At 40.0% G+C, this 20,912-nt stretch carries 19 protein-coding genes and 1 pseudogene; 17 read left to right on the top strand and 3 right to left on the bottom strand.

What is annotated here, in order from left to right; genetic code table 11:
- Nucleotides 1–68: 68 nt before the first annotated feature.
- The 7 genes from CVD28_RS10930 to CVD28_RS10895 all read left to right on the top strand — a co-directional run bounded on the left by CVD28_RS10930 (nucleotide 69) and on the right by CVD28_RS10895 (nucleotide 7,078).
- Nucleotides 69–728, top strand: coding sequence for an amino acid ABC transporter permease (locus CVD28_RS10930; protein WP_101592412.1), 660 nt, complete (start codon nucleotides 69–71; stop codon nucleotides 726–728).
- Between the two features lie 15 nt (nucleotides 729–743).
- A complete protein-coding gene (locus tag CVD28_RS10925) occupies nucleotides 744–1,490 on the top strand; it encodes an amino acid ABC transporter ATP-binding protein (RefSeq protein WP_101592411.1) in 747 nt (248 codons plus the stop codon).
- Between the two features lie 541 nt (nucleotides 1,491–2,031).
- The gene (locus CVD28_RS10920; protein ID WP_101592410.1) at nucleotides 2,032–2,712 is read left to right on the top strand and encodes a response regulator transcription factor; all 681 of its coding nucleotides are present in this window, start codon (nucleotides 2,032–2,034) and stop codon (nucleotides 2,710–2,712) included.
- Nucleotides 2,705–4,057, top strand: coding sequence for a sensor histidine kinase (locus CVD28_RS10915; RefSeq protein WP_257985833.1), 1,353 nt, complete (start codon nucleotides 2,705–2,707; stop codon nucleotides 4,055–4,057). The genes CVD28_RS10920 and CVD28_RS10915 overlap by 8 nt, the downstream gene beginning before the upstream one ends.
- Before the next feature lie 275 nt (nucleotides 4,058–4,332).
- Nucleotides 4,333–5,223 (top strand): efflux RND transporter periplasmic adaptor subunit, encoded by an 891-nt coding sequence (locus CVD28_RS10905; protein ID WP_101592408.1) that lies wholly within the window; start codon nucleotides 4,333–4,335, stop codon nucleotides 5,221–5,223.
- Nucleotides 5,224–5,234: 11 nt separating this feature from the next.
- Complete coding sequence (locus CVD28_RS10900; RefSeq protein ID WP_180954114.1) at nucleotides 5,235–5,906, top strand: ABC transporter ATP-binding protein; 672 nt, start codon at nucleotides 5,235–5,237, stop codon at nucleotides 5,904–5,906.
- Nucleotides 5,906–7,078: an ABC transporter permease gene (locus CVD28_RS10895; RefSeq protein ID WP_101592407.1), complete on the top strand. Its 1,173-nt coding sequence runs from the start codon at nucleotides 5,906–5,908 to the stop codon at nucleotides 7,076–7,078. The genes CVD28_RS10900 and CVD28_RS10895 overlap by 1 nt, the downstream gene beginning before the upstream one ends.
- 126 nt (nucleotides 7,079–7,204) lie before the next feature.
- Here CVD28_RS10895 and CVD28_RS10890 read toward each other — a convergent pair whose 3' ends face one another.
- Nucleotides 7,205–7,492, bottom strand: a complete 288-nt coding sequence (locus CVD28_RS10890; protein ID WP_101592406.1) for a YxcD family protein — start codon at nucleotides 7,490–7,492, stop codon at nucleotides 7,205–7,207.
- Nucleotides 7,480–7,929 (bottom strand): hypothetical protein, encoded by a 450-nt coding sequence (locus CVD28_RS10885; protein WP_101592405.1) that lies wholly within the window; start codon nucleotides 7,927–7,929, stop codon nucleotides 7,480–7,482. Before CVD28_RS10885 ends, CVD28_RS10890 begins: the two co-directional genes overlap by 13 nt.
- 634 nt (nucleotides 7,930–8,563) lie before the next feature.
- Here CVD28_RS10885 and dacB point away from each other — a divergent pair.
- The 7 genes from dacB to CVD28_RS10850 all read left to right on the top strand — a co-directional run bounded on the left by dacB (nucleotide 8,564) and on the right by CVD28_RS10850 (nucleotide 15,718).
- A complete protein-coding gene (gene dacB / locus CVD28_RS10880) occupies nucleotides 8,564–10,087 on the top strand; it encodes a D-alanyl-D-alanine carboxypeptidase/D-alanyl-D-alanine endopeptidase (RefSeq protein WP_101592404.1) in 1,524 nt (507 codons plus the stop codon).
- A 293-nt stretch (nucleotides 10,088–10,380) separates the two neighbouring features.
- Nucleotides 10,381–11,358, top strand: a complete 978-nt coding sequence (locus tag CVD28_RS10875; RefSeq protein ID WP_101592403.1) for a ring-cleaving dioxygenase — start codon at nucleotides 10,381–10,383, stop codon at nucleotides 11,356–11,358.
- 902 nt (nucleotides 11,359–12,260) lie between these two features.
- Nucleotides 12,261–13,148 carry a 50S ribosomal protein L11 methyltransferase gene (locus tag CVD28_RS10865; protein ID WP_180954113.1) on the top strand — a complete coding sequence of 296 codons (888 nt, stop codon included), beginning with the start codon at nucleotides 12,261–12,263 and terminating at the stop codon, nucleotides 13,146–13,148.
- A gap of 290 nt (nucleotides 13,149–13,438) precedes the next feature.
- On the top strand, nucleotides 13,439–13,804 hold the full coding sequence (locus CVD28_RS10860) for a PH domain-containing protein (RefSeq protein WP_101592400.1): 366 nt from the start codon (nucleotides 13,439–13,441) through the stop codon (nucleotides 13,802–13,804).
- A gap of 179 nt (nucleotides 13,805–13,983) precedes the next feature.
- Nucleotides 13,984–14,685: an SGNH/GDSL hydrolase family protein gene (locus tag CVD28_RS10855; RefSeq protein ID WP_101592399.1), complete on the top strand. Its 702-nt coding sequence runs from the start codon at nucleotides 13,984–13,986 to the stop codon at nucleotides 14,683–14,685.
- Nucleotides 14,686–14,917: 232 nt separating this feature from the next.
- Nucleotides 14,918–15,055, top strand: coding sequence for a hypothetical protein (locus CVD28_RS28045; RefSeq protein ID WP_180954112.1), 138 nt, complete (start codon nucleotides 14,918–14,920; stop codon nucleotides 15,053–15,055).
- A 51-nt stretch (nucleotides 15,056–15,106) separates the two neighbouring features.
- Nucleotides 15,107–15,718 carry a class I SAM-dependent methyltransferase gene (locus CVD28_RS10850; RefSeq protein ID WP_101592398.1) on the top strand — a complete coding sequence of 204 codons (612 nt, stop codon included), beginning with the start codon at nucleotides 15,107–15,109 and terminating at the stop codon, nucleotides 15,716–15,718.
- Between the two features lie 493 nt (nucleotides 15,719–16,211).
- Here the strand turns inward: CVD28_RS10850 and CVD28_RS10845 are convergent, their stop codons facing one another.
- Nucleotides 16,212–16,514, bottom strand: a complete 303-nt coding sequence (locus CVD28_RS10845) for a hypothetical protein (protein WP_101592397.1) — start codon at nucleotides 16,512–16,514, stop codon at nucleotides 16,212–16,214.
- 622 nt (nucleotides 16,515–17,136) lie between these two features.
- Between CVD28_RS10845 and nagE the strand changes: the two are divergent.
- The 3 genes and pseudogenes from nagE (at nucleotide 17,137) to CVD28_RS10830 (ending at nucleotide 20,900) form a co-directional block, all read left to right on the top strand.
- A pseudogene (gene nagE / locus CVD28_RS10840) lies at nucleotides 17,137–18,597 on the top strand (N-acetylglucosamine-specific PTS transporter subunit IIBC).
- Nucleotides 18,598–18,887: 290 nt separating this feature from the next.
- Nucleotides 18,888–19,892: a LacI family DNA-binding transcriptional regulator gene (locus CVD28_RS10835; RefSeq protein ID WP_101592396.1), complete on the top strand. Its 1,005-nt coding sequence runs from the start codon at nucleotides 18,888–18,890 to the stop codon at nucleotides 19,890–19,892.
- 57 nt (nucleotides 19,893–19,949) lie between these two features.
- On the top strand, nucleotides 19,950–20,900 hold the full coding sequence (locus tag CVD28_RS10830) for a sugar kinase (protein ID WP_101592395.1): 951 nt from the start codon (nucleotides 19,950–19,952) through the stop codon (nucleotides 20,898–20,900).
- Nucleotides 20,901–20,912: the final 12 nt, after the last annotated feature.

Raw genomic sequence — 20,912 nt, 5'->3', positions numbered from 1 at the left:
AGCGCTTGTCTTATGCTTGTCAGGGCCGACCAGGGCGCTTGCGCTTTTCGTTTTTGGAGGAGTTTTTTATGTCGTTTGATTATATTACGTCGATACTTGGGCCTATGCTTGAAGGGGCACAGATGACAGTCCTTTTGTTTTTGATTGCTATTATTACTTCGATTCCGCTTGGTTTTGTTCTGACTCTGGCTGTTAAAAGCAGCTTTAAGCCTATATCCTTGCTTGCACAGGGTTATATTTATGTAATGAGGGGGACCCCTCTGTTACTGCAATTGCTGTTTATCTGCTTTGGGCTGCCGATGCTGCCTGTTGTTGGTGAATATTTAGTTCTTGATAGATTTGCTGCAGCCTGTTTAGGTTTTATCTTAAACTATGCTGCATACTTTGCTGAAATTTTCCGCGGCGGCCTTTTGGCCATTGATAAGGGACAATACGAAGCCTCTCAGGTACTAGGTTTAAATAAATGGCAGACAACTACAAAGATTATATTGCCTCAGATGTTTCGTGTCGCACTTCCGGCGGTTGTTAACGAATCGGTAACACTGGTTAAGGATACCGCACTGCTTTATGCGGTTGCAGTACCGGAATTGCTGCACTATGCCCAGACTGCTGTAAACCGTGACTTTACCATCGTGCCTTTTTTTGTAGCAGGTTTGATTTATCTAGTTATGACACTTGTATTAACACTAGTTTTTAAAGGAATTGAACGGCGTTTCAAATTTGAATAAGAAGGATTGGTGAATGTGGCTATCATTGAAGTATCCAACCTGAAAAAATCGTTTGGCGAGTTGGATGTATTAAAGCAGATAACGTTTGATGTAAATAAAAATGATGTGGTTGCAGTAATCGGTCCTTCTGGATCAGGGAAGAGCACGATGCTCCGCAGCTTGGTCCATCTAGAGGAAATAAATGGCGGCAGCATCAAAGTATCCGGTGATCAGCTAGTAAAGGAAGGGGTTTACTCGAAACCTCAAGAGGTCAAAAGGATTACCTCTAAAATGGGCATGGTCTTTCAGCATTTCAACCTGTTCCCGCACCTTACCGTTAAAGAGAATCTCGAGCTGCCTCCTAGACTGGTAAAAAACGATCCAGCATCAGTTATCAAGCAAAGAAGTACAGATCTATTGAAGAAAATTGGCCTAACGGATCGCGCTAACGCATACCCTGCAAATCTATCGGGCGGCCAAAAACAAAGAGTAGCGATTGCCAGAGCACTTATGATGAACCCTGAAATCCTTCTGTTTGATGAGCCAACTTCCGCGTTGGACCCGGAATTAACAGGAGAAGTGCTCCAGGTAATGAAGGCCCTGGCCGAGGAGCAAATGACCATGATCGTCGTTACACATGAAATGGGATTTGCTAAAGAAGTTGCAAACAGAGTAATATTTATGGACAACGGGGAAATCATCGAATCCGGCCATCCTTCAGAGTTGTTTGATAACCCTAAAAACGAACGTACAAAGGCATTTTTGAATCGGAGTTTGAAGTAGTTAAATTTTGTTGAATATCCTGCCTGCTATGGGTTGCCAATCTTATTCGGACTAGGGAGATAAGTTGTTTGAGAGCAAAGCGGGAAAGATTTAAGAATTATAATGATAATAATCACGATTTTATACATTAATTCAGATAACATTCCTATTATAAAAGTTTTATAATAGGAATGTTAACAGGAGAGGGTGTCCCAAAAAGTGGACACCTTTTTTTGCGTAATAATAAGAGAACGGACCTTGTTTAATGAAAGACCACAACCGATTCTTAAAAGGAACAAATTCCTTTTTTGCATGAATTATAGACCCGCTTTAATATCTAATATTCATACCTTTAGATTGAGAGGAAGTCATATTGCCTGGTTAATAACAACATAATCCTTTGAGCGATTTTAATATATCAACCTGCACATTTGAAGTGATTTTATGTGCACAGTTGGAGAGATAAAGGAAAACTTAATGAGTTAAAGGAATATATACATATAGGTTATATCTTGAAGAATATTAGTTCTTTTAACAATAATTGAATAAGGGGGCATTCAGTTTGCCGACAATCTTAGTTGTGGATGATGAAGCTCACATTCGTGAGCTCGTTTGTTTGTACCTTGCCGATGAAGGCTTTGATATAGTGGAGAAATCAAACGGAATGGATGCGTTAGAGTACACGGAGAATCATACTGTGGATCTAGTCATTTTGGATATCATGATGCCGAAAATGGATGGCTGGGAGTTGTGCGAAAACCTTCGTGAACTGGGGGATATCCCTATCTTGATGATCACTGCCAAGGGTGAGACGGGGGACCGCATTAAAGGATTTAAGCTGGGAACGGATGACTATTTGGTAAAGCCATTTGACCCTGTGGAACTAGTTCTTAGGGTAAAGGCACTATTAAAACGGTACCGTATATCAACCTCTAATGTGATCAAGCTTGGTAATATCACATTAGACCGCAAGAGTTATCATGTAATTTACAAGGAGGGTAACCGGAATACACTTCCAATGAAAGAATTTGAATTACTTTACAAGCTTGGGAGTTATGCCGGTCAGTTGTTTACCAGGGATAATCTGATTGAGCAAATATGGGGCATTGATTATGAGGGTGACGAGCGCACCGTCGATGTTCACATTAAGCGGCTAAGGGAAAGATTTGCTGATTTTGAGTCCGATTTCCGCATTGTAACGATCCGAGGGCTTGGATATCGGTTAGAGGTGTATCGTGATTAAGTCGCTATACACTCGCGTAGTGCTGATATTTGTTGGAACAGTGGTGGTAAGCCTGTTCCTTGCTACTATCGTGTCATCTATATTGTATGAGAAAAAGATTGAAAAATTAATAGATGATACTTTAATTGGAAATGGCAAAAAGATCATACATGCGTATCACTCTACTCCTTCTGCCCAGCTGGCACCGTTCATGCAAAACTATTCGGGCATATCTGGTACACTGATTCAACTGTACAATAGCGATGGCAAGCCCATTTTGGATGAAAAAACCTTTCCTATAGAGATTGATCAAACTTATATAAAGCAAGTGCTTGCTAACGATATAGCTCGTGAATCGGGTGATACGGGGATAAAAGGGCGTCTTCCCGTCGCTGGAATTCCATTTAAAGTAAATGGTGAGGCGTATGCTTTATTTCTGACAGTGGAGCACAATAGTACTGATATGGAAATGATGGAGCAAATGCATGTCTTAATCCTTTTTACCGTATTTTTCGGCTGTCTGCTTATTTTGATTGCTGCGCGATATATCGTCAACCCGCTCCTCCGTTTGACGGATGCAACCAAGATTATGGCGAATGGAGAGTTTGGAGTTGAGATTACGACTAAACGAAAGGACGAAATAGGTGTTTTGACCGCCAGCTTTAATAATATGGCTAAGCAGCTGGCTAAGCTGGATCAGATGCGACAAGATTTCGTATCAAACGTGTCACATGAAATTCAATCACCTTTAACATCCATATTAGGGTTTACCAAGGCGTTAAAGCAGAAAAAAATAAGCGAGGAAAGCCGCCTCCATTATTTGACCATCATTGAAAAAGAAAGCGAGCGGCTATCCCGGCTTAGTCAAAACTTGCTCAAGCTATCCGTTTTGCAGAATGAACATGAGCCTCTTAATGTAAGCAAGTACCGTTTGGATGAACAGATTAGAAGGGTCGTCATTCATTTAGAACCGCAATGGGCAGAGAAAGAAATCGAAATTGATCTTAAGCTTGAGGAAATGACCATACAAGCAGATGAAGACCAGCTAAGTCAAGTGTGGACGAATTTACTTAGTAATAGCATTAAATTTACCCCCGCTCACGGGAGGATCCGTATACGTACTGAAATGAAGGGAAATCTGATCACGGTCTTTATTACGGATAGCGGTCCCGGGATACCGGAAGAAGAGCGGGAGGCTGTATTTAAGCCGTTCCATAAAGTGGATAAATCCAGAGATCCATCAGTGAAGGGGAATGGCCTGGGACTATCGATTGTTAAGAAAATTGTAGAAATTCATAATGGCGAAATTAAAGTATCCGGTGAGCCTGGAGAAGGTGCTGCTTTTGTCGTGAAATTGCCAAATTGATTGAAGTATTGCAAAAAAAGAAAGTACTGAAACCCGCCCTTGGGCGGGTTTTTGCCATTCATAATAAAAACCGGTTGGTGAACAGGAATGTTCCATTCATTATCAAGAATAAAAAATCTTACTTAGGTACCATGCGTTATGGAACCGAGGTAAGATTTTTTCCTTTTACAGCCTTGGGAAGACTGTGGCTATTTTTTTTTTTTTTCGTAAAAGTTCATGTTCAGTTCATATTGAGGTTTTATCTTAAGGGTACAACATAATTTGGAGGTAAGAAAATGAGTGCAAATCAAATAAAGAAAAGTAAGAAGAAAATTGTTATTTGGACTATTGGGATTGTGATAGTGGGTTTGCTTGCTGCAGCCTTAATTTTGCCAAAGGGAGCCGGCGGTTTTGATGAAGAAAAAGCGGCAACTGGGAACATTGCAACCTTTTACAGCTTTTCAGGAACAGTAGATGCAAAAAGCAGACAAAACATTATAAGCAAAAAGGAAATGCACATTAATGAAGTAACGGTAAAAGCAGGGGATCAAGTGAAACAAGGCGATGTGTTAATTAAAACACCTAACGGAGATATCAAGGCTGAAATCAATGGAGAAGTTGCGCAAGTCTACACAAAGAATAATAGCCATGCGTATGAAGGAACACAGCTAATGGATATTGCGGACTACTCCAATGTACAAACAAATGTAAAGGTCGATGAATATGACCTTAAATACGTAAAGGTTGGCCAAAAGGTTGATGTTATGATAAATGCTCTTGATAAGGAAATTAAAGGGACAGTTGCGGCAATATCAAAGGAAGCTAAAAACGAAAACGGTGTTTCTTATTTTACGGCAGCTATTGATCTCGAAAAAGATAAGACGGTTAGGGTTGGGATGAGTGCTGAGGCTAAATTATTAAAGCAAAAAGCAAATGAGGTAACAACGCTAACCATGAACTCAGTACAGTTTGACCGCAATAATAAACCGTATATTTTTATACGGTCAGAAAAAGGAAACCCTGTAAAAAAATATATTCAAACAGGGATTAATGATGGTACGGTCATTGAAATTAAAGGTGGAATCAATGCAGGGGATATCGTAATGATTCCAGCAAACAGCGAAAAAGATAGTTCTGGATCCGTGGGCGGCATGAATCATGGTGAGATGGCTGGAGGGAATCAATAGTGGATGGGCAAATTCTCAGAATGAACAATATTACAAAAACCTACTACTTAGGTGGCGAAGAAACGATTGTGCTAAATAAGATCAACCTTACAGTGAATAGAGGCGATTTCGTTGCGATCCTCGGGCCATCTGGATCGGGGAAGTCAACGCTTATGAACATTATCGGGTGTTTGGATTCATCCTCAAGCGGTGAATATTCCCTTTCTAATCAACAGGTCGATGAGCTTGGCGAAAGTGACCTTGCTGCAATCCGTAATAAGGAAATTGGTTTTGTGTTTCAACAGTTCCAGCTCCTTCCCCGGCTTAATGCACTGCAAAATGTTGAGCTTCCACTCATATATGCGGGAGCATCTGAAAAGGAACGTAAAAACCAGGCACGGGAAATGCTTGGACGTGTAGGGCTTTCAGATAAATTGAATCATCGTCCAAATCAGCTTTCAGGCGGCCAGCAGCAGAGAGTGGCTATCGCACGAGCTATGGTAACAGAGCCTGCAATCTTGCTTGCCGATGAACCGACTGGTGCGTTAGATCAAAGAACGGGCCAGCAGATCATGGAGCTTTTTCACGAACTTCACGAAGAAGGTAAGACGATTATTATGATCACCCATGATATTGAAATAGCCAAAAATGCAAGCAGGATTGTTCATCTTTTAGATGGAAAACTAAGTGAGGAGCATGCCTAATGTTTAAGGAAAATTTGAAAATGTCGTGGATGAATCTTATCCATAATAAAATGCGAGCCTTCCTAACTATGCTGGGAATTGTCATAGGGGTTGCGTCCATTATCGCTCTTATCACAATCGTAAGAGGTGCTACAAATGAGATGACGAGTGAGTTCTCTACCTTTGGCGCAGATAAGATAACAGTTCAGGCGATGGGAACACCCCTGAAGCTAGGTCTGATAGACAGTGACATAAAGAAGCTTACAGATATTGAAAATGTTGCTGGCGTTTCTCCAACTATTTCTGGGAAAACATCCGTCGGACATTCAGGGAAACTTAAAAAGGACGTTACAGTTGAAGGAAAAAACGATGTGTATTTTGCAAGAACAAGTGACCTTGCTGCTTCCGGAAGAGGTGTAAACATTTTTGATATAGAAAGTAAAAATAAAGTGTGTCTTATCGGTTCGAATATTGCAAAAGAATTGTTTTGGGGTGAAAACCCACTTGGCAAAAAGCTGCTTATTGCTGGTGTCAGTTATGAGGTTATCGGAACTTTACAAGAATCAAATACCTTTTCAAGCACATCCAATAACGATACTGTCATCATTCCATATACGACTTCGATGAGTCTCCTTGGAACTGGTTACATTTCAAGTGTGGATGTTTTCATGGAGGATTCCGAAGAGTCAGAGAAGATTACAAACGAAATTGAATCTGTATTAGACGAAGCATTTAATTATAAAGACAAGGGTTTTTCAATCATGAACATGCAGGGTATGCTATCATCAATCAACCAGATGACAGGGATGTTTTCTCTAATGCTCGGAGGAATTGCTTCTATATCCCTTATTGTAGGCGGTGTTGGCATTATGAACATGATGCTTGTTTCTGTAACGGAAAGAACAACTGAAATAGGTTTAAGAAAGGCACTTGGTGCTGAACCTAGACGTATCCAGCAGCAGTTTTTATTAGAAGCTGTATTTCTGTCACTCTTCGGTGGATTAATCGGCTTCATGGTCGGCACGCTGATCGCATTTGTTGTATGTTCCCTAATCGGTACAAGTTTCATGCTTTCAGCATCTACGGTAATGCTGGCCCTTGGTTTCTCCGCAGCAGTAGGGATACTATTTGGGATAGCGCCGGCAAGAAAGGCTTCAAGATTAAACCCGATTGACGCTTTAAGGAGTGTATAGTATACCTAAATGGGAGTATTAGTAAAAAAGCGGAAAGGAGTATATTCTCCTTTCCGCTTTTTTGTTTTTGTACATTCACATATGGCTATATCCCAGCCGTTCAACCTTTTTTATGTTACTTTCTACTTACTTAATAACTGCAGTAATACCTTCCTCATCATCTAAGACTAGCTCGATTCCAGCATACGGATCTCGATTCATAAATTCTTCAAGCCACAGGCGCAGAGCTTCAATGATGTTTGCTGTAATAAGCACTTGTTTTCGCCCGTCTACATAAGATTCTGCTGAAAAACCGTAATCATCATCATACAGCAGCTCTACCTCAACTTCTTCTGGCTTAACCTGTTTTTTGCGGGAAATATAAACGCAAATAGCATTAATAATATCCTGCTCAGAAATGATTATCTTCTCCATTGGTTAGTCTCCTCATGCTTCTTTTTATTTCGGAAAAATGAGAAAATGCTTCGGATGACAGAGATTAAAATGAAAATGGTGAGAATGTTGATAAGAAACCCGAAGATCGAACCTAACGTACCCATGTTTGCAATTAGACTGCCAAATAGCAATCCAGCAAGACCGCCGACCATAAGGCCTTTCATTAAACTGCCTGATCGAAATCCGCCTTTTTTATTTACAGTAGCGGACTTACTTTTTGTACTGTTGGCAGCCTTTTTATTTTGGAAAAATGAATTGTTGGTTGATTTATTGTAATTGCTGTTACTGTTAAAACTTCTTTTCCCGGACTTATACGATTTTGCTTCGGCTGTTGGTGAATGATCCTGGAAAACAAAATTGCCAACAGGAGAGAAAATAAGCGCTGCTGATAGGATAGCTGCTAGGATTTTTTTCATTATGTTAACCTCCAAATTATTAGTAAAAAAGTATTTAAAATTAAAATGAAAGATCCGCTGTGTTTCTAGATCGCAGTTCGCCTCCTAAAAAGTAAATTAAAAAAACCTTTACCAAAATAACGGTAAAGGTTTTGAACGTCTATTTATCCCTTTACCAATTTGGCAAAGGTCTCGCAAACAACACAATGTTGCCAGTTAGGCCGGTGATGAAACCATCACGTATTGACGACATAACTGTTAGCTACTCCCCTTTGGAGTCGTATAACTATTAGTACAGTTTTTTATTTCTTAACTGTAAATATATTATATTACGATTATAATGCTCAGTCAACACTATTGCATATGAGGGCTGATCTATGAGATATGATAGATAATTCTCCAATTAATAAATTTTCCATTAGGAATGCAATAATCGCATATAACTCGTTTTGGAAGGGTTTTTTAAAAAACCAATTTCGGAATGATAATTGTTTACCACCAGAACCAATAATTCCAAGGTTGTAGAGTAAAATGACCAATTTCGGACTATCATACATTTGTATCTGGGTATATAGAATGGTTTTATTTTCAAATTATTATATATATTGGGAAAATACTGTATATTCAAACCATCATGAGAAAGGGGTGTGTTGGTATGTATCGAAATAAGAATCCAAAAAAGGCTTTATTAGTTTTACTTATGGCTATGGTTGTGCTTATGCCTTTTTCGGTCCGGGATAAAGATTTATTAGCAGCAGCATCAGGAGAATCCTCACAATCTGATACAAATTTATCTTTACAGGATAAATTAAACAGCTTATTGAAGGACGGAAGACTGGAGGGAGCGTTAACAGGTGTAAGCGTCCGGAACGCGGAGACCGGAGAGGTTTTATACTCCAATCTGGGTGATACTCGTTTGCATCCTGCTTCCAACATGAAGCTATTAACTGCTGCAGCCGCTTTGGACAAACTCGGAATGGAATATCAATTTACTACGGAATTATGGACGGATGGCGCTGTGAAAGGCAAAGTGCTCCAAGGTAATTTGTATCTAAAGGGGAAGGGCGACCCGACTCTCCTAAAAGAGGATCTAGATAAATTTGCACAAGACTTAAAAGCAAAAGGGATACATAAAATTAAAGGGGACCTGATTGCTGATGATAGCTGGTATGACGATGTCCGGTATTCTCAGGATTTGAATTGGTCGGATGAGTCAAACTATACCGGTGCTCAAGTGTCAGCGCTGAGTCTTTCTCCGAATGAGGACTATGACGCTGGAACGGTTATTGTGGAAACGAGTCCTGCGGCAAAATTGGGGGATAGCGCTCAAGTAAATCTTACTCCAGCAACGGATTACGTAACAATAGTAAATAAAACGAAAACAGTGGCAAAAAATGAGCCCAAAAAGATCTCCATTACTAGAGAGCATGGAACCAATACAATTATTATCGAAGGTACAATCCCTTTAAATGGATCAAAGTCAAGAAGCTGGGTTGCCGTATGGGAGCCAGCCGGGTATGCACTTGATGTTCTTAATAAATCTCTTCAGGAAAATGGTGTAGAGCGGATAGGCAATTCCAATAAGAAAATGGGTGTCACTCCCCCGGATACTACTCTTCTAACCTTTAAAAAGTCAATGCCGCTAAAAGAACTGCTCATTCCATTTATGAAACTGAGCAATAATGGGCATGGTGAAACTCTAACAAAAGAACTAGGGAAAGCAGTATACGGAGAAGGCAGCTGGGATAAAGGGCTTCAGGTTATAGAGGAAACGATAGTTGATTTGGGGGTTGATGGCGATACAATTGTCCTCCGGGATGGTTCCGGCATGTCTCATAAAACAATGATCCCTGCAAACGAGTTAACAAAGCTGCTATATTCCCTGCAGGGTAAGAGCTGGTTCTCCTCATTCGAGAATTCCTTGCCGGTTGCAGGAATTACAGACCGGATGGTGGGAGGAACATTACGTTCCCGGATGAAACAACCACCGACAACAGGAAATGTTAAGGCTAAAACAGGTTCACTGACAGGAGTTTCCACTCTTTCAGGGTATATAACATCTACTGATGGGGAAAAACTGATTTTCTCTATTATGAATAATAACCATCTAAGTTCTGCCGTTTCAGGCGTAGAAGATGCCATCGTAACTGAACTTGCGACACATAATTTTAAGAAATAAAACAAAGAGCTGTCCGGATATGGATATTGGACAGCTTTTTATAATGGAAGACATATTCTTTTCAGGAAATAACCAGCAGCAGGAAGGGGTTTTAATCCTCTTATTGACATCAAAACACATACATGCTATATTTATCTCGAATTAAAGATATTTGATATAAAAACAATTTTTGCCCATGTATAAAAAAGAGTAATAATAGAACATTTAGGAAAAATGAAGATGTAGGTCATGTGTATATAAGCAGCTGCGAGGGAAGTAGTATTAAAATACAGGTTTGATTGGAGGAAGATTTAATGAATGGCTTAAAAGGAATACATCATGTAACAGCTATTACAAGCAGTGCAGAAAAGAATTATGAGTTTTTCACATTTGTGCTGGGCATGCGGTTGGTTAAGAAGACCGTGAATCAGGATGATATCCAGACGTATCATTTATTCTTTGCGGATGATACAGGCAGCCCGGGTACTGATATGACGTTTTTCGATTTTCCTGGAATTCCAAAAGGCGTCCATGGAACGGACGAAATTTCAAAAACATCCTTCCGGGTTCCGAGTGATAAAGCGTTGGAATATTGGGTAAAAAGGTTCGATCGCCTTGAGGTCAAACATACAGGAATTAAGGAGCAATTTGGCAAAAAGACATTGTCTTTCGCTGATTTTGATGATCAGCAATATCAATTGATTTCTGATGAAAACAATGAAGGTGTAGCTGCCGGTACACCATGGGAAAAAGGGCCAATCCCTTTGGAATACGCGATTACTGGATTAGGGCCAATATTTGTTCGTATTGCGAACTTTGATTTCTTTAAAGAAATGATGGAGAAGGTACTATTATTTAAGGAAATTGCTCAAGAAGGATCCTTCCATCTGTTCGAAGTCGGTGAAGGCGGAAATGGCGCTCAGGTGGTTGCAGAGCATAATACAATCCTTCCTCAAGCACGTCAGGGTTATGGTACCGTTCACCATACGGCTTTTCGTGTTGACGACCGGTCTGTTTTAGAAGAATGGGATAAACGTTTAAGAAGCTTTGGATTCCAAACATCCGGCTTTGTTGATCGCTTCTTTTTTGGATCCTTATATTCCAGGGTTGCTCCGCAGATTTTATTTGAGTTCGCAACGGATGGCCCAGGATTTATGGGTGATGAACCATATGAAACACTTGGCGAAAAATTATCGCTTCCGCCATTTCTGGAATCCAAGCGTGAACAAATCGAAAGAATGGTACGGCCGATCGATACAGTGAGAAGTACAAAAGAATTTATCAAGGAATAATAAATTAGACCACCCTTATGCTGTTATGTGCAAAGGGTGGTTATTTAAAATTAGAGAAAATGGCTAAAGAGAAAGGATATATTCTCATACCGGTTAACTCTGATGAAGATTCCGATTATTGCTCCATTCTCATAGGGTTCCTTTTAAAACAGGGTTACTCCACTGCCGGAAATTTGACTTTTGCGGGATTCCTGTCTTCTTTCACGGGATTATTCCAAATTCTCACGGAATAAATGCATCTTTTCACGGGATTAGTGCTCATTCTCACGGGATTCCATTTAAGACAGGCCTCCACTATTGGAAATTTGACTTTCACGGAATTACTGTCTTCTTTCACGGGATTATTCCAAATTCTCACGGAATAAACGCATCTTTTCACGGGATTAGTGCTCATTCTTACGGGATTCCATTTAAGACAGGGCTCCTCCACTATTGGAAATTTGACTTTTGCGGGATTCCTGTCTTATTTCACGGGATTATTCCAAAATCTCACGGAATAAATGCATCTTTTCACGGGATTAGTGCTCATTCTCACGGGATTCCAATTAAGACAGGGCACCTTCATTATTGGAAATTTGACTTTAACGGGATTCCTGTCTTCTTTCACGGGATTTCCTCCAAATCTCACGGAATAAACGCATCTTTTCACGGGATCAGTTCCCATTCTCACGGGTGTCCCTTTAAGATAGGGTTTCTACGCTGACAGAAATTCACATTCACGGAATTGGCACCTTTTTTTAAAAAAATAAAGATAAGACCACTCTTTAGCTGGACACAGGAAGGGTGGTCTTTTTTTCCATAAAGGTTTGTGGGAAGGGGTTTATGGAAAAAGCACAAGGAATGGTTTAGAATGGTAAAATAATTTGCATGTTAATTAAGAGACCAATGTTAGGATGATTAAGATGTTACATGAATTTACTATTACAATGCTCCTTAACCAAGTGGACGAAGCAGTTGAAGAGCTAAATATGTATGGGTTTTACAATACATATTATGACCAGCCAATCGAACAGTTTGCTGAGGAGAATGGATACGGATTTTATGAATTAAAGGATGTCGATATTAAACTGAAAGTTATTTTAGAAGAAACGGAAAATCCCCCGATCGACACAGAAAAGGCAAGAAATGAGATTGCCTCCATTTTAAAGGTGGAGAAGGAAGCTATACGGTATCATTTCATAAAAACACAAGAATGGCAGCAGCCTTTCCCGGTTATCGATATGAAGAATGGCTGGTACATCAAACCAACACATTCGGAAGAAAAACTCGAAGGCCGCGTTATCCACTTTGAACCGCCAAGAGCATTTGGTTCTGGGCTGCACGGTACCACTCAAGACTGCCTTCGCTTTATTTTAAAAGAAGATTTACAGGGGAAAAAGGTGCTTGATGTGGGAACGGGTGCTGGTTTATTAAGCATTGCAGCAGCACTTGCCGCAGCTGAACAGATACTGGCAGTAGACATCGAGGATGTAAAAGAAGAAGTGTTATATAATGCTGCTTTAAACAAAGTGGAGAATCAAATTTCTGTCCTGCAGGGAAATATACTGTTTCCCGAATTTGAGATAGAAGGTTTATTTGATTGGATTTTTGTAAATATCGCGGCAAAAGAAATTGAACTATTACTGCCTTTTCTGGATAAACATCTGGCTGCAAATGGAAGTCTGCTCTTATCTGGCATGGTCGACTGGAACTATAAAGAAACGTTATCTTTATATGAAGAAAAAGGCTTTAGCATTGATCAAATTGCCCATTCAGATGAGTGGGTGACCGGATTACTTAAAAAGAAGTAAATAGAGGCTGACAACTTTTATTCATGTTTGCAGATATGGAAAACGGATATTTTTCTAGAAAAGCTGCACACTCATTTCCGGATAAATTAGTGTTGAGTTCTAAAGTGAACACAACACTGAGGGAGGACGGTAAATCCGTGCTCATTTGTTTAACCATCTGATAACACATGCCCTCTCTGGATTACTGCGGAAAATAAATCTGTGCAGATAAATTGTCCCCTCAACCCGATTTCGTTGTGCTATTGTTGTTTTGTAGCAATACTATCAATAATCGATCAGGGGGAACAATTATGGCAGACGTAAGTACAATAATGACTTGGACATTTTATGAAGAAACACAGGTTCCAGCAGAAATACAAGATATCCTTATTGAAGGAGAAGCAGCAGAGATTGCATATAAAACGGTGCGAGACGTTGCAGTGGTTACGAATAAAAGAATTATTATTGCTGATCGCCAGGGAATTACCGGTAAAAAAGTAGAGGTATACACGATTCCGTTTAAATCCATCATTATGTATTCAAGTGAAAATGGAGGTATGCTGGATTTTAACGCTGAACTGGAGCTGTGGACTAAAGCGGGCCGTTTTAAGCTAAATTTAAATAAGAAAGTAGATATAAGAAAGTTAGACCGTCTAATTGGAAAGTACATATTATAATCCAGGGACTCGAATAAAGTACTAAGTTGGAATTATATACAGGGCATATATAACTCTCTTTCTTTTGCTGCGGAGTAAGACCATTGCTTTTGATGTACAGGATGGCACAACAGGAATTATGATCATTCCATTTGCTGCTAACCATATGAAAATATAGAACTGACTTGGGAGTGTATAAAATGAAGAAAAAACTGATGAGTTTTATAGCTGCTTTTATTCTTTTGTTCTCGATTGGTTCTTTAAAGGCAGAAGCTGCCAGGTTTGTTGGGTTTGGAGACAGTAACACAGCAGGTACATATTTTCCAACCTACGGGTATAATTTAAATAATCGATGGGTCGTCCTTACAGGAGCAATGAATGCCGGGATAAGCGGCAACCATACAAACCAGGCGATAAAACGATTCCAAGCTGATGTGCTGGCAAAAAACCCTGTTAGTGTGTCGATTATGTTTGGCCAAAATGATGGGTTACTTTATGATAATGGCAAGCCGCAGGTTGATAAAGCCAAGTTTGAGCAGAATATCAACAGCATGGTTACTCAATTAAAAGCTAAAAAAGTGAAAGTTTTGTTAATGACAAGTATTCCTGTACATCAAACGCTCTACTATGCGAAGTATCCTGAGAAGAAACGGCTGTATGCAGATAAAGGTGGGATCCGGCTGTGGCTAAACAGTTATAATGAGATTATCCGTAAAGTGGCTAAGACGCAAAAGGTCCAGCTTGTAGACCATTACGCGAATGCCTGGATTAAAGCAGGCGGCGGAGCAGGTTCAGATGCGCAGCTCACGAAAAGCGGCTTAATTGCTCCTGATGGTTTCCACTGGACACCAAAAGGCCATAGCATGATGGCGTACTCTATTAATTATTATTTAGCAAAATAGAGTATTTGCTGTTTAACTTAACTAAAAACATCAGCCCGCCTCTTTTGGGGAAGGGCTGTTTTAACTTGGCTGACCAGGGCGCTTGCGCTTTTCAGGTAATGTAAAGAAGATATAGCCTTTTTAAGGAATACAGATGTCTAGCTCCAGCGCCCAGCCCCCCGAGTGTTGTAACCAAGTGCCATTACAACCTTGGTCATAAGCCAATCGCTTCGGAAGGCAAAAAGCGCCTTCTGTGAGCGTTTGTCTTATGCTTGTTGGACTAGCACAGGACAAGGAACACTACGGCAGCGATACATCGCACGAAACAAAGCGGCAGCTTTGTGAGGATGTGCTGGCGTCGACGTTTGGCACAGGACGTGCCAGACTTTAGTCGACGTTCCTTGTGTCAGGGCGCTTGTGCTTTTCTATAAGGAGCGAGCCTATGAAAGAATATTATTACGATAAGCTGCTTAACGTCAAAACAAGGGGAGACCAAAAGGGCTTTAATGAGTCCCTTCATTATCACCGCTATGAGCCTACACCCTACAGCGATCTGGAGATATTTTCCAATACTTATGAAATGAAATGCACGGATCGCATGGTAGATTTCGGATGCGGGAAAGGGCGGTTAAGCTTTTATATCAATTATGTATATAATGCTTCCGTTGTAGGGGTAGAAATGAATGAGATCTTCTATCATGAAGCGATATCAAACCAAAATAGTTACTTGATGAAATGTAAAAATAGAAAAGATAAATTTCACTTCTATCATGGATTGGCTGAAGAGTACCCAATCGACCCGGCTGATAACCGGTTTTACTTTTTCAACCCGTTTTCAATTCAGGTGTTTCGGGTTATCATCAACAACATATTGCTTTCAGTAGAAAAAGCGGAGCGGGACATAGAACTAATTTTATATTATCCATCCGATGATTATATTTACTTTCTGGAGAACCAGACTTCATTTGAATTAAAAGAGGAAGTCACTTTGGCGGGGTTATCCGAACATAACCCTTATGAAAGATTTTTAATCTACCGGCTGTTATACGTATAAGGGGAGGGGAAATAGATTATGGCAACCAAAAACTTATCTTTATCTGAAGCATTTAAACAGACAAAATATCAAGTAGCCGGGCATGGTTTTAGGCATGTCCAAGTCCTAAAAGCGGCTTTCATGAGATAGATGGCCGATAAGAAAGTGATAGGTACGGAACGGGAAAGGTAATAGAAGATTTCCAGACAAAAATAGCTGACTTTCCGGGTAAAGAGGCTGCTGTGTTTTTCCCAAGCGGAACGACGGCCAAGCAGATTATTAACCTCTCGTTAGAATAAGAATACAGCAAAAAAGTACGTTAATCCTTCCTGGATCAACGTACCCGTAAGCTTAATATTATCTAATAGTTACTTGAAACCACAAATTCAACAGACTAACTGTTAACCCCGGTAGCAAAACATGCAGCAGCTCACCATAGAGGAGGGAAAATAAAAATCGTTTTCCCCTTGAAAGGCAGGAGTAGCATTAAATCACCCGTTACAATTCTAAAACGTTAATCTATATACAAAATTGTATGAACTAGCTCTTTATCTGAGTCTAATAATCCTGCAACGATCTGATTATCTTCAGTAAGTGTGATATATCTGAAATATTGATCCCGTTGAATGATTAAATCAGTTCCCGCTGTATGCTCCATTTTTGCAAAAACATCCTTCTTGTACTCTAGTGAAAGAAAATTATCTAGTCCAGCAGCTTGCTTACCGAGCAACTTGAAAAGAACTTCTGTAAGTGAGTTTTGCTCAATAATTGATAATTCGTTCTTAAATGTTAGTTTATCTACTGTTACTGTTTTCAAACTTTATCACTCCCCAATTAGTTATTAAGTTTATACTTTGAGGTTTCTAACATCAACGGTATTAGGATAACAATCTATTTACAATTCAGTTACTGGTAAGAAACCGTGTATAGTAACTAAGTAAATAAATAAAGAAAAAATCGGACTCATATACCTATTGTCTGGAAAAAAGAGTGGAAGAAAACCATTACCAATATGGTTTTGAATTTTTCATAACTGAAGAAGAAAGGGAGAACCTTAGCTCCAGACTGAATCGATTATCTGTAATTCAAAAAAAGAAGTAGGTTGAGATAATCGTAAAAACGTTGGAGAGCGGCAGCTAAACGTTTTTTTCTGTTTTTTTAGCTTTTAATCAAACGTTTGATTAAATAAAAAACAAATACATGCAAGAAACCTTTCGTCATTACACTTCCTGTGTGATGGCTTTTTTAATTGGCTGCGATTTCGGAGACTGATTCATAAAAAACTTTACATGCCACTAAGAATATTTCAATATTCTAAAAATTATAATGACAGTAGAAATGTTTCTTATCTTTGGCCCTTATTCTATTTTTCAAAAATTATAAGAGGGGTGGGTGATTCTTGAGTTATGCAGTGATTTTAAAATAGGGGGACTTACACTATGATGGAGTACTTGCAAAGAATTGGCCGTTCCTTAATGCTGCCAGTAGCCGTTTTGCCAGCTGCAGCTATTTTAATGGGTATTGGTTATTGGGTAGACCCGGCCGGATGGGGTGCAGAAAGTCCGATAGCCGCTTTTTTGATTAAAGCAGGATCATCCGTTATTGATAATATGTCGTTATTATTTGCAGTTGGAGTGGCACTGGGCATGTCTAAGCAAAAGGATGGTTCCGCAGCGGTCAGCGGGCTGGTTGCCTACCTGGTGGTCACCACATTACTTTCCACTAAATCAGTTGCAATGCTGCAAGGAATTGATCTGGAAGCAGTAAACCCCGCCTTTTAAAAAATAGAAAACCAATTTGTAGGGATTCTTTCAGGAATAATTGCATCCATAATGTACAATCGCTTTAGTCATGTCAAGCTGCCGGATGCATTGGCATTTTTCAGCGGAAAACGGCTGGTTCCCATTATGTCAGCGTTTGCCATGCTGGGAATTTCCGTAGTTTTGTTTTTCGTATGGCCAGTAATCTTTTCTGGCCTGGTTTCGTTTGGTACTGCTATTAGCAAATTAGGCTTTGCGGGTGCTGGTTTATATGGTTTTTTTAACAGGCTCCTTATTCCAACGGGCCTTCACCATGCATTGAACTCGGTATTCTGGTTCGATGTGATCGGCCTCAATGATATCGGCAATTTCTGGAGCAGTTCAGGCACAAAGGGAGTTACGGGAATGTCCCAGGCAGGCTTCTTCCCTGTTATGATGTTTGGGCTCCCGGCTGCTGCACTCGCCATGTACCATACGGCAAAAACAAAACATAGGAAACAAGTGGCTTCTTTGATGCTTGCTGCAGGATTTGCTTCATTTTTTACAGGAGTTACAGAGCCGCTTGAATTTGCATTTATGTTTGTGGCTCCCGTCCTTTATGTGGTTCATGCTGCTTTGACGGGTGTTTCCCTGGCCATAGCTGCTCTGTTCCACTGGACGGCAGGGTTTGGTTTTAGCGCAGGAATGATTGACTTCGTATTGAGTTTACGCATACCAATCGCAAACCAGCCGTATATGCTGCTGCTTCAGGGACTTGTTTTTGCAGCCATTTACTATTTTTTATTCCGGTACCTTATTACTAAGTTCAATTTAACTACTCCAGGAAGGGCAGAGGCTATGGATGAAGCTGTTGATGCCGCTTCTGGAGCAGAAGAAGAAAACAAATTTTCCCTGATGGCAGCAAAAATATACGAAGGCCTTGGCGGAGATGGGAATGTTACTTCAATGGATAACTGTATAACACGTTTGCGGGTTGAAGTAAAAGACATGGCAGCTGTGGATCAGCAAAAAATCAAAGCCGCAGGAGTGCCGGGGATTAATATAGTTGGGACGAATAGTATACAGGTTATAGTAGGAACATCAGTACAATTTGTCGCCGATGAGATTGAAAAAATACGGAGGAATATATCCTCAAGATAAAATGATTTTCACCATTTCAGGTGAGGCTCTTTCACATCATCCTCATAGCAAATAATACGGATCTCTCTGGCAGGCGCTAGAATTTATTCAAGCGCCTGTTTTATTTTGAGAAGAACTGTGTTCCATTAATTCAGCGAGAGGAAATTACTAGAATAGTTAGATGGTTTGTAATAGTTTTTAAATAGCTTTATATCAAACTATTGAAAAACGCTTACATTTCCATTATACTTCTACTAAACCGGTTTACTAAACCGATTTACTAATCGGTTAGCTGTCAAAGGAAGATGATTATGAAGAGAGTAACGATGGCTGATGTTGCCAAGCATGCCAATGTTTCAAAAAGCACTGTCTCTCAATATCTTAATAAACGGTATGACTATATGGGAGAAGATACAAAGAAAAGGATTGAAAAGTCCATTCTTGAATTAGGGTATCAACCGAATGCTCTCGCAAGAAGTTTAAAGCAGAAAAAGACATCTACCATTGGTGTTATTGTCGCAAATATTTTACATGCATTTTCAACCCAGCTTATCCGGACGATTGAGGATGTATGCCACGAAAACGATTACCATGTCATTGTCTGTAATGCCGACGATGATCCGCATAAAGAAAAAAAATATATTGAAATGTTACGAGCAAAGCAGGTAGACGGCCTTATTGTTTTTCCTACAGGAGGAAATGTTGAACTTTATTTGGACCTGTTAACGAGCCGGTATCCACTTGTGTTCATGGACAGAATAGTGCCTGATATTCCAATAGATACAATTTTGCTCAATAATGAAAACGCTTCGCGATTAGCCGTAAATCACTTTTTGAAAAGAGGCTATGAAAGGATTGGGATTGTTACAACTTCACTGGATCATCGTATTACACCGAGAATGGAGCGTCTTGAAGGCTATAAAAAGGCCTTGGAAGATCAAGGGCTTCCCCTTAAAGAGGAATATATGATAGGGGTAGAAGTGAGCAAAATGAAAGGGGAGTTAAAGAAAATGTTTTCACTGCCGGAACCGCCACAGGCGATTTTAGCGGGAAACGATCTCTCCCTTATTGAAGTTTTAAATTATGTAAAACAACAGCAGCTGAGCGTGCCGGATGACATAGGGTTAATAGGCATCGATGAAGTCTCATTTGCCAATATCTATAATCCAGCATTAACCACGGTTAAGCAGCCGGGAGCTGAGATGGGTCAAAAAGCAGCCGCTTTATTGTTTGAAAGAATTGAAAACGGTGACAGCCAAACTGATATAAAAATTCACCGTTTTGAACCTGAATTAATAGTTCGTGATTCTTGCTAGAAGTTTACCAATCCTTGCTTCTCTTGAGAGAATACTGCGTGAAAGGAGAATCATAGAATGCCTGACGTTATTACGATTGGCGACGCAATGATTACGTTTAACCCTGCATCAAAAGGGCCTATGCGTTTTGTCAGCAGTTTTGAAAGAAAAGTAGGCGGCGCAGAGCTGAACTTTGCCATTGGCTGTTCCCGGCTCGGTTTAAATACAGGCTGGATTAGCCGCCTAGGAAATGATGAATTTGGCCGTTTTATCCAGCATTTCGTTCGGGGGGAAGGGATAGATACCTCTGAAGTGAAGCTAATTGACGGGTACCCGACTTCATTGAATTTTAAAGAAATAATGGAAGATGGGAGCGGCCGGACTTTTTATTATCGCTATCAATCGCCAACTTCCACCATGAGTCCTGAGAGTTTAAAAGAGGAATATTTTAAAAATGCTAAGCTCCTCCATATAACCGGGGTGTTTCCGGCAATTGGAGGGCAGAACTTCGAAATCATAAAAAGAGCCGTGGGACTTGCTAAACAGCATAACCTTCTCATTTCTTTTGATCCCAATATCCGCTTAAAGCTTTGGAGCAAAGAGGAAGCGAAAGAAAAACTTACACAGCTCCTTCCGTTTGTTGATATTGTGCTAACAGGCGAAAATGAAGCTGAACTTTTATTAGGAGTTAGGGACCCGAAAGATATTGTTAAAGCATTTAAGGAATTTGGCGCCTCATACATTGCTATCAAGAAAGGTGAGAATGGTTCGATCGGCTATCATGGAGGGCAATATCTCGAGTCACCACCTGTCAAAGCGCTTAAAGTGGTTGATACAGTTGGGGCAGGCGATGGTTTTGATTCAGGATTCATATATGGTGTCATGAATAAGTGGCCGCTGGAGAAAACACTGAAGTTTGCAAATACGATTGGATCCATGGTAGTAAGTGTTTCCGGAGATAATGAAGGTCTCCCATATTTGGATGATGTCCTTGTAAGACTGGGAGAAAAAAGCTTTATCGAAAGATAGATTAAGAGGTGA

Origin of the sequence: Bacillus sp. M6-12 (assembly GCF_002860285.1) — a bacterium.
Taxonomy (GTDB): Bacteria; Bacillota; Bacilli; order Bacillales; family DSM-1321; genus Peribacillus.
Note: the sequence above shows the minus strand (reverse complement) of the source record. Positions and strands in the feature narration are given on the sequence as shown.